Origin of the sequence: Acinetobacter sp. UBA5984 (assembly GCF_002429925.1) — a bacterium.
In the GTDB taxonomy this organism is placed as follows: Bacteria; Pseudomonadota; Gammaproteobacteria; order Pseudomonadales; family Moraxellaceae; genus Acinetobacter; species Acinetobacter variabilis.
Genome location: NZ_DJBE01000083.1, coordinates 161,210 through 170,821, shown reverse-complemented (window position 1 = coordinate 170,821; position 9,612 = coordinate 161,210). Strand labels below are relative to the sequence as shown.

The 9,612-nt window shown below is 45.5% G+C and carries 8 protein-coding genes; 3 read left to right on the top strand and 5 right to left on the bottom strand.

The genetic code is table 11. The features are described 5' to 3' along the window. Window positions 1-19 precede the first annotated feature (19 nt). Genes ispE through B3J29_RS15210 form a run of 3 tightly spaced genes read right to left on the bottom strand, consistent with a single transcriptional unit; the run spans window position 20 to window position 3,170 of the window. Window positions 20-850: a 4-(cytidine 5'-diphospho)-2-C-methyl-D-erythritol kinase gene (gene ispE / locus B3J29_RS15220; protein WP_034701742.1), complete on the bottom strand. Its 831-nt coding sequence runs from the start codon at window positions 848-850 to the stop codon at window positions 20-22. Between the two features lie 21 nt (window positions 851-871). After that, window positions 872-1,450: a lipoprotein insertase outer membrane protein LolB gene (gene lolB, locus B3J29_RS15215; RefSeq protein WP_034170164.1), complete on the bottom strand. Its 579-nt coding sequence runs from the start codon at window positions 1,448-1,450 to the stop codon at window positions 872-874. A gap of 16 nt (window positions 1,451-1,466) precedes the next feature. Further along, window positions 1,467-3,170 carry a tetratricopeptide repeat protein gene (locus B3J29_RS15210; protein WP_034170204.1) on the bottom strand — a complete coding sequence of 568 codons (1,704 nt, stop codon included), beginning with the start codon at window positions 3,168-3,170 and terminating at the stop codon, window positions 1,467-1,469. A gap of 78 nt (window positions 3,171-3,248) precedes the next feature. Between B3J29_RS15210 and hemA the strand changes: the two genes are divergently transcribed. After that, entirely contained in the window at window positions 3,249-4,532 is a 1,284-nt protein-coding gene (gene hemA, locus B3J29_RS15205; RefSeq protein ID WP_034701660.1) for a glutamyl-tRNA reductase, read from the top strand. 70 nt (window positions 4,533-4,602) lie between these two features. Here hemA and B3J29_RS15200 read toward each other — a convergent pair whose 3' ends face one another. After that, window positions 4,603-6,507, bottom strand: a complete 1,905-nt coding sequence (locus B3J29_RS15200; RefSeq protein WP_034701656.1) for a DNA primase — start codon at window positions 6,505-6,507, stop codon at window positions 4,603-4,605. A gap of 196 nt (window positions 6,508-6,703) precedes the next feature. Beyond that, window positions 6,704-7,696: an outer membrane protein assembly factor BamD gene (locus B3J29_RS15195; RefSeq protein ID WP_034170167.1), complete on the bottom strand. Its 993-nt coding sequence runs from the start codon at window positions 7,694-7,696 to the stop codon at window positions 6,704-6,706. 71 nt (window positions 7,697-7,767) lie between these two features. Here B3J29_RS15195 and rluD point away from each other — a divergent pair, with 71 nt between their 5' ends. Together rluD and pgeF are read left to right on the top strand one after the other, a co-directional pair. Then, window positions 7,768-8,820, top strand: a complete 1,053-nt coding sequence (rluD, locus tag B3J29_RS15190; RefSeq protein WP_004784827.1) for a 23S rRNA pseudouridine(1911/1915/1917) synthase RluD — start codon at window positions 7,768-7,770, stop codon at window positions 8,818-8,820. A 37-nt stretch (window positions 8,821-8,857) separates the two neighbouring features. Beyond that, on the top strand, window positions 8,858-9,598 hold the full coding sequence (gene pgeF / locus B3J29_RS15185) for a peptidoglycan editing factor PgeF (protein ID WP_034701653.1): 741 nt from the start codon (window positions 8,858-8,860) through the stop codon (window positions 9,596-9,598). Window positions 9,599-9,612: the final 14 nt, after the last annotated feature.

Sequence of the window (9,612 nt, the reverse complement as noted above, 5' to 3'; positions counted from 1 at the left end):
TTACCACTTGGCGATACCCCTATTGAACCTTGAAATGACGTAAGGGCGATTCTTGCAGACTGTTCACCAGATAAGATTTACATGGTGCATTCTCAAGAATGTCGGTCACATTCATATCATCAGTCACTTCGATAAAAACACAAGCACCTGTACCTGTAAGCTTTGCAACACCGAATTGATCGAGATATTGCATCGCCTCATCGACTTCTGGATATAGGCTTCGTGCCACTGGCTCAAAGTTATTTCCGAAATCAGATGGCTTTATCTGATAGGCGCAAAATTTAGAGGGCTTCGTGTCTCTTGTCAACGTTTTTTGTGAAAAAAGCTGTTGAGTGCTGATAAAACAGTCAGGTTTTAACACAATGAACTGTTTTTGATCTAAGCCTATGAATGTTAAGTGTTCACCAATACCTTCAGCCCAGGCATTGCGACCATGAACAAAAATGGGCACATCCGCGCCCAGTTTGACACCGAGCTCTGCCAGTTGCTCGGAATTTAAGCCACAATACCATAACTGATTCAGCACAATCAGGGTTGTTGCGGCATTGGATGAGCCACCACCAAGACCTGCACCCATAGGAATATTTTTCTCCAGTCGAATGATCAGACCAGAAGGCGCTTTGGCATAAGGCTGCAAAATCTGCGCTGCACGATAGATGAGATTCTGTTCCAGATCGACTGAGGACAAACCTTCAATCTGGATCTGCTGATCATCTGTTTGCTCAAACTCTAGCCAGTCACACAAATCTATCAACTGAAAGATACTTTGCAGCTCGTGATAACCATTCGGACGGCGACCGGTGATATGGAGAAACAAATTCAGTTTTGCAGGTGAAGGAACACGAATCATCATAGGCTTGCATCAGACCAGTTAACGGTTTTGAATTACCATTGTAATACGGTTTTCACCCCCATTCTCAAGTGACTGCTTTAAAATCAAGCGGTTTGGAAAAGTTGCCTGCTGGTTATAACTGAGATCTACCGTCCAGCCTTGTTCAATAATCTGGCTGATACGCTGTGAGCTGTCTTTCTGGATCTGGGCAGATTGTGTCGCGGGACGTGCCTGTACCCAATCGACTAAATGGCTAATCGGAGCTTGCCAGCCGGTTGCACGTTGCAGTAATTCTTCTGCTGTTGCTGCCTTGATCAGGCCGGTTTTGGCACTATTCAAAGTTACCTGACCAGGAGTACCTGAAATCTGGGTTTTTCCGGCACCTAAAATACCAGTCAGTTCAATATCAAACTCTTCCTGCTGCTGAACCCAGGTAAAAAAGGCACTGCCGCTTTGCTGAGGTGTTCGTACCCCGATTTTACCTTGCAGCTGGAACTGGTTTTTAGCCTGTACCGATGGCGTGACAGGAGCTTTTTGCTGAACCATCTGCTGACAGCCACTCATGAGTAGGGCAGTAGAAGTAAGGAAACAGCAGCCTAAAGTACTTATGTTGCGCATAAAAGAATGGACTCGTTCAGGATTGTGGTGCTAACAATAGCGAATTAAGTTGGTTTAATTCTGGGTCATTTGGATGGTTTTGTTGTAATTGTTGTAACACTTGATGGAATTGTTGTAGATCGCCTTTCATATAAAGCGAACGTGCATAACGGACACCAATTTTCGCACTTGGATTTAGTTCATAGGCTTTAAGCAGCACCTGGGCAGCTGTGGCAAAGTCATTCTGCAGGTAACAGATGTAGCCATAGGTATCCAGAATAGAAGCCTGTTCTGGTGCGTATTCCAGTGCCTGTTCAGCATAGCGCCGTGCTTCATCCAGACGACGATTTTGACGAGCCAGCGTATAGGCATAAGCATTCAGATAGGTTGGACTATTCGGCTCGATTTTAAGCAGGGTTTTTAACAGCTGATCCAGTTGATCACGATCTTCATGTGGATCTAACAATAAGACTTGAGCATAGACCAGTTCCGGATCATCCGGCAGGTTTTTGCTGGCTTCTTCCAGAATCCGGATCGCTGCGTTCTTATTATTCATGCGTTTCAAAATATCCGCCTGAGCCAGATACAGGAAACTGGCATGTTGCGGATAATTGACCCGTTCCTGAGTCAGAAAGCGCAGCGCATCATGCAGTTTATCCTGCTCGGCAAAGATAGCAATGATATTGCGTCGTGAGACCGTATACAGGCTGCCATCCACCAGGCGGTAATAAGCCTTGGCAGTTTCATAATGTTGTTTGCGTTCTGCATTGACCGCCAGATAGTAATAGGCTTCATTCTGGTACTGAGCCGAATAACGGAGCTCAACCAGATATTTTTCGGCCCGTTCATATTGCTGCAGGTCAATACTGGTTAAGCCGGCAATAAACAACGCTTCTTCGTGTTGTGGTGATTTTTTCAGGATCGCTTCTAGTTTTTGTAAGGCCTTTTCAGCTTCATTCAGCTTGATCAGGTATTTAACCTCAGCCAGACGAATATCCATGTTGTTGCGATGTTTGCGACTGGCTTTCTCGTACCATTTTAAAGTTTCCGCATCATCACCCAATGCCGCCAACAGATTGGCTTTCATCAGGATATAGCCAGTCGACTTTGGACGTTTTTTTAAGGCGCGGTTGATGGTATTGAGAGCCTGTTCTAGCTGACCTTTTTGTGCTTCCAGACCGGCGACCAGCACCAGAATCGAAGGATTGTCTTTGGCTTTGCTAGTACTTAGAGCCTGAATTAAATATTCACGGTCATCTGGCTCATCCGGGGCAATCCCGGCCAGAATTTCTTCCAGATCGGCGTTATCATCAATTTTCAGGATCTTCTCTAGCGTTTCTGCCGCCAGTTCGTACTCATGCGCTTTTAAAGCAATATGTGCCAGATAGAATAATGCCGGAACATCTTGCGGTTCTTGGACGACCCAGTGGGTAGAAATATCCAGCGCTGCATTCAGGTCTTCATGTTCGAGGGCGATATTGAGTGCGCGCTGTTTAACCGCGGTGGAATTGCTTTTAATGGCCAGCACAGTATAGTTGTGTAAAGCGTTTGGAATATCGCGATAGGCGAGTGCGAACTCGGCTATCATACTTTGTTTTATCGCATCATAATTTTGATTTGCATGGTAAACTGCTTCTGCTGCATAAAGATGAGCAGTTGAAGCCATGCTAACCACCAGCAAGAATGTGGTAGAATATTGCTTAATGGTAGGGCCGTTTATACGGCTAGTTGTTAGACGCAATTTTTCTTTATCCAAGTAATGCTTTTTATGACACCGATGTTGCACAATAGCATAAATTTAGTGAAATGATGACCTGATATGTCTTTCTTTGCATTGGGTGTCAACCATCAAACTGCCTCTGTAGAGCTGCGCGAAAAGATTGCTTTTAACCCTGAAAAGTTAAGCATTTTACTTGCCGAGCAAAGCCAGCACCCTGTACTGAATGATATGGTGGTGGTGTCTACATGTAACCGGACCGAAGTTTACGCTATGTCGGACAATGTCGACATGGTGCTGAACTGGCTCGCCCAGACCAATAGTATTGATCCCAAGCAATTGCAGAATCACGTTTATCGCTATGAGAATGCGCAAGCCGTCACTCATCTGATGCGTGTCGCCAGTGGTCTCGACTCCCTGATGCTTGGTGAACCGCAGATTCTGGGACAGGTCAAGACTGCACTTTCCCTTGCCAAAGAATCCAAGACCGTTTCGCAAAACCTGAATCGTATCTTTGAATATGCCTTTTATGCGGCCAAGCGTGTGCGCTCGGAAACAGCGGTCGGCAGTCATGCAGTATCAATGGGTTATGCAGTCGCACAATTAGCATTGCAAGTATTTAGCCGACCTGAGCAATTGACTGTGATGGTGGTAGCCGCCGGGGAAATGAACACTCTGGTGGCCAAACATCTGGCAGAAATGGGCGTTGGAAAAATCATTATCTGTAACCGGACTCGTGCTCGTGCAGAGAATCTGGCGCAGGAAATCGCGCATCGTGCAGATGTAGAAATTATTGATTTTGATCAGCTGGCAGCAAACCTGCATCGTGCAGATGTGATTTCTAGTTGTACTGGTAGTTTGCATCAAGTCATTCACTATCCGGATGTTAAAGCCGCTTTAAAGAAGCGCCGTTACCAGCAAATGCTGTTGGTCGATCTGGCTGTCCCACGTGATATTGATCCAAAAGTTGAAAAGCTGGATGGAGTTTATCTCTACGGCGTAGACGATCTGCAAAGCGTGATCGATGAAAACCTGGCGCAGCGTCGTCAGGCAGCGGTCGAAGCGGAAGTCATGGTTAATCAACTGGCGACCGAGTTGATCACCCAGCAGAAGCTGCGTAAGGCGGGTAGTACGATTCATGCTTATCGGGATTATGGGGAAAGCCTGTGTCAGGAAGAACTGGCAACTGCTATGCAACGTATTGCCAAAGGTGAAAGTGCTGAAACAGTATTGGCCGAATTTTCGCATCGTTTGACCCGAAAACTTCTGCATCCCACCTCAATCATGCTGCGTGAAGCTGCCAAAGCTGAAGATCCAAGCTATTTTGAAATGCTACAGAACAGTTTACAGGACGTGGTACAGCATCGCCGTAAGGTTAAACATTAAGATGATCTTGAGTTAACTTCCCGATATTTAAAAGGCGTTTAAAATAAACGCCTTTTTTATTTCTTGGTTTTTAATCTTCGAGCAAGGTCATGGAACGTTTTTTATCAATTTCATAAATCCGCATCTTGAGATTTTTCATCTCCGCAATACTACTAAACTTTTTCGATTTTAATTTGTGTTGTAGACACTGATATTGCAGCTTGATCGAGAAGTCTGCCGCCAGTTTGTCTGCCTGCTCGGGAGAAGAGGTGTAATCGCTGACATTGGCGTGTTGCAAGATATGCTGTAACTCATGATGATGTGCAGCACAGGCACCGAGTACATAATAGGTCGACAGTTCCGGATCATCCGGCAATTCATCGAAAATCACATTAAATATATTCAGGATCTTGAATAGCAATTGATCTTCACTGACTAATGCGCGTAATGGTTCAAAATGGATATACAGATATGGATGATTCAACAGAATCGCAATGACATATTCTTCGGCATCAATTTTAGTACTGAAGCTTAGAGATGCATCATTATTGACTTTGGGTTGCCATTTGCGGCTAAAACCGAGTTTTTCCCGAAAGAACTGTTGCAGCAGATAACGAAATGAGCCAGCTTTGGGTAACAATTCGGTTAGCTGACGTAGTTCTCCCATCACCTGACTTTTACCTTCAGGCGTTGCAATATCGTGATTTTGGGTGAGATGGGCAAAGACAAAGTCAGAGAGCAACGGTGCCTGATCCAGCAGACGTCGGAAATTTTCAATGCCTTCACGACGGATTAGGGAGTCTGGATCATGATCATTCGGCAGGATAAAGAATTTTAACTCACGTCCATCGTTCAGTAAGGGTAGAGCAATTTCTAAAGTACGGCGTGCCGCTTTTTGTCCAGCCGCATCACCATCAAAAGCAATGGTAATCCGGTGATTCTGCTTGAATAGAATATTTAGGTGATCAGTATTACTTGCTGTTCCCAAGGTGGCCACTGCACCATGAATGCCGTATTGCTGCAAGGCAATGACATCCATATAGCCTTCCACCATCAGCCAGTCTTGAGCTTTCTGCTTGCGACCTTCATACAGGCCATACAATAACTGGTTTTTATGGAAAACTTCTGAATCGGGTGAGTTGATGTATTTCGGTTTGATCTCGTCATTCAGTGCACGACCACCAAAACCAACCACGCGACCTTTGCTATCACGAATCGGGAAGATGACCCGATCACGGAGCAGGTCAAAATCCCGGCCACTATCGCTAGTACGAATCAGGCCTAAAAGTTTGAGACCTTCAATATCCTGCGGAAAGGCTTTTTCCAGATGTTGCCAGTCTTCCGGTGCATACCCGAGTCGCCAGTAGGCAATCGTTTCTGCGGTCAGACCACGCTGTTTAAAATACTGCTGGGCACTTGGACTATTGGGTAATTGGCGCTCATAAAACTGCGCGATATTCTCCAGCAGGTCGTATAAGTTGCCATCTGCTTGTGCATCTGCTGCAGGCATTTGCTCAAAAGCAGCAAAAGGGTCATCTGTATAAAATTCAGCTTCAGGTGCCTGAATTTCAGCAAATGGATCAAAATAAGCAGACTGTTCAGGCGTCGGATTTGTAGATGTATCCGCAGTTTTTGCTGGTGGTGCTGCAACCGGTTTCGGTTTGGCTTCGCGTTTGTATTTTAAGCGGTTGGAATCTTTATTATCTTTAGGCAGTTCAATTCCGGTCTGGCTAGACAGGTCTTTCATCACTTCAATGAAATTGCGGCTGCCAATATCCATTAAAAAGCGGATAGCATTACCATTGGCCTGACAGCCAAAGCAGTGGAAATACTGCTTGTCACGATAGACGTGAAAAGAAGGCGATTTTTCCTGATGGAAAGGGCAACAACCCGAATAGGTACGGCCAGTTTTTTTTAGTTTCACGTATTGACCAATCACATCGACAATATCGGTGCGATCGAGAATCTGATCAATCGTATGCTGAGGAATGGCCATGGTTTGCTAAGCTTCTCGTGCTGCGTTATTTAGGTGTTAAATCATTGAAAATTAAGAGTAGGATGATTCATCCAACACTATAAATGAATTAATTGGTATAACCTGTTTGCACAATTTGTTCAAGCATTGCTCAGAAAATGCAAAAGGGCAAGTATGATAACTTGCCCTTTGCAAAAATGCACCTGTAACAGTTGGCTTATTCAGCAGTCGGTTCAGGTAGCTCAGTTTCATTAGTTTTAGGACGATCGAGTAGGCCAAACGTCATACGATTGGTCAGACTGCGTTTTTCTGCCTGGGCTTCAGACGACTGGCTAGACGTATCGGTCACGGTTTTGGCTTCTTTACCGAAAATACCCAAAGTTGCACGGTTGAAGAAGCTGCCTTCACTACGTGCTGCACGCAGGTTCACAGTACCATCAGCATTCACCAGACCTGGATAGTTTAGTTTCAGTACTTCGATATATTGCTGTGCTGTGGCTTTGTCACCTAGCTTGTCATAGCCGTAAGCAACGGTTGCCAGCGCTTCTGGAATCTGTGGCGTTTGTGGATAGTGTTCAATCACCCATAAGCCACGTTCAACAGCAGCCAGATATGCTTTACGCTTAATATTGAAACGGGCTGCATTCATTTCGCTTTCTGCCAGTTCCTGACCGATAAACTTCATGCGCTGTGCAGCGTCTACAGCATAGGTACTTGATGGATAGCGGCGAATGAAATCGACAAAATTCTGGTAAGCCACTTTCAGGTAGCTGACATCACGGTGTGACTGTTTTAGTGAGGTATAACGCAGCAGGCCATTATAGTTCTGCTCCATATTCGCTACACCACGAACATAGTAGGCATAGTCGACATTTGGATGTTGTGGATTCAGACGGATAAAGCGTTCTGCCAGTGCAACTGCACCTTCATAATCTTTTTGCTGGAATTTGACATATAGCAGTTCCAGTTGCGCCTGCGGTGCATACTGGCTGGTTGGATAATAGGTTTCCAGTGCTTCGAGCTGTTTTGCTGCATCAGTATATTGTTTGCGATCTAGCGCGTTCTGTGCTTTTTGGATATAAACCTGTTCGCTAGATTCTGGACCTTTGTCCACGACTTCTTTTTTTGGATTACTGCTACAGCCTACCATTGCCGATGCAATGCCTAACGTCACAGCAAGCATTGTCATTTTATAATGTGGTAGCGACATAAAAATTCCTCTGTTAATACGGGCAATGAGCTACAATTGCACTATTAAACCACTTTTGTCTGAATGAGCAAATGAGTCAAGCACAATCTTCCAATTCTAATATCCCTGATACTGATTTCAATTTACTTGAAGATTCTGAGGATGCAGATAACCATACTTCAGACGCAACTGCAACACGTTTATCGTTGCAATTTCAATTGGATGAAAGTTATATCGGGCAACGTATCGACCAGATTGCGGCCATGGTCTGGAGCGATTTTTCTCGAGAAAAGCTCAAGCAATGGATCAAAGACGGCAATTTATTAGTGAATGGTCAACCAGTTAAGCCAAAATTTAAAAGTGACGGTTTTGAAACCCTGACTTTAAACGTTGAACTGGAGGCACAAACCCGTAGTCTGCCTGAAGATATTCCACTGGATATCGTCTATGAAGATGATGACATTATTGTCATTAACAAACCAGTGGGCATGGTGGTGCATCCGGGTGCAGGTAATATGACTGGTACACTGGTTAATGCTTTGCTGCATCATTATCCGAAATCTTCTGAACTGGCGCGTGCAGGTTTAGTGCACCGGATCGATAAAGACACCAGTGGTCTATTGGTGGTTGCAAAAAATCTGGAAGCGCAGTTTGCGCTTAGTAAGCAGCTTGAGAAAAAGACCGTTTACCGTGTGTATGACCTGATCGTCTACGGCAACATCATTGCCGGCGGTACCATTGATGAACCAATCAAACGCCATCCGGTCGATCGGGTGAAAATGGCAGTCCTGCCAGGCGGTAAAGAAGCAGTTACACACTACAATGTGAAAGAACGCTTTCAACATTTCACCCGTATTCAGGCACGTCTAGAAACCGGTCGTACGCACCAGATTCGTGTGCACTTTAGCTACCTGGGCTATGGTCTGGTGGGTGATCAGGTCTATATGCCACGTGTACGTATGCCAGCGGGTGCTTCGCAATTGCTAGATGACACCTTGCGCGGTTTTAAACGTCAGGCATTGCATGCAGCTACTCTAGGTCTGAAACATCCACGTACCAAAGAAGAAATGACCTTTAATGCGCCATGGCCAGAAGACTTCGCCAATCTGGTTGAAGTGCTGCGTAGCGAAAACAAAGCCTATTAATTTTCATTCTATTAGCAGTCATTAAAAGGGAAGCGACATGCAATTTGTACAAGGTTTGCCTCAAGGCGTTTATGTGGGTCAGACCCGTGTTCATCATGAACAGGTACAGCCTTCAGCCCAGCCAGAACTGGCCGGCTTTAACCTGGCTTTGCATGTCAAGGACGATCCGGTGCGAGTGCAGAAGCACCGCATCCAGCTGTTGAAAGACTTCGAGCCTTTTGGTGTGGACAAAATTACCTGGATGACACAGACGCATAGCACCATTTGTCATACCATCAATGAGCAGATGCTTTTCGAGGCATTGGTCGGCGATGGTCTGGTCACACAGCGCAAGGCCCATGCCTTGATGATGATGACGGCAGACTGCTTGCCAGTGATGCTGGGTAATACGGAAGGCACTGAAGTGGCTAATCTGCATGCGGGTTGGCGTGGGCTGGCAGGCGGTATCGTTGAAAATACTATTGCCGCGATGCAAACCAAGCCTACCTGGGCGTGGCTTGGTGCAGCGATTAGCCAGCCTTGTTTTGAAATTGGCACAGAAGTCAAAGAAGCTTTCTGTTCCAAATATCCTGAACTGGACAGTGCATTTCAGGCAGGGGAACAGGCCGGAAAATACTATGCGGATCTGTATGCGATAGCGCGTTACATCTTGCAGCAGCAGGGTGTTGAGACTGTTTTAGGTGGCGATCAGTGTTCATATCGTCAGGCGGATGAATACTTTTCTTATCGCCGTGAAGCCAAAACCGGACGCATGGCAACATTCGTGTTTATGGCATGAAAATGTTAAACTTG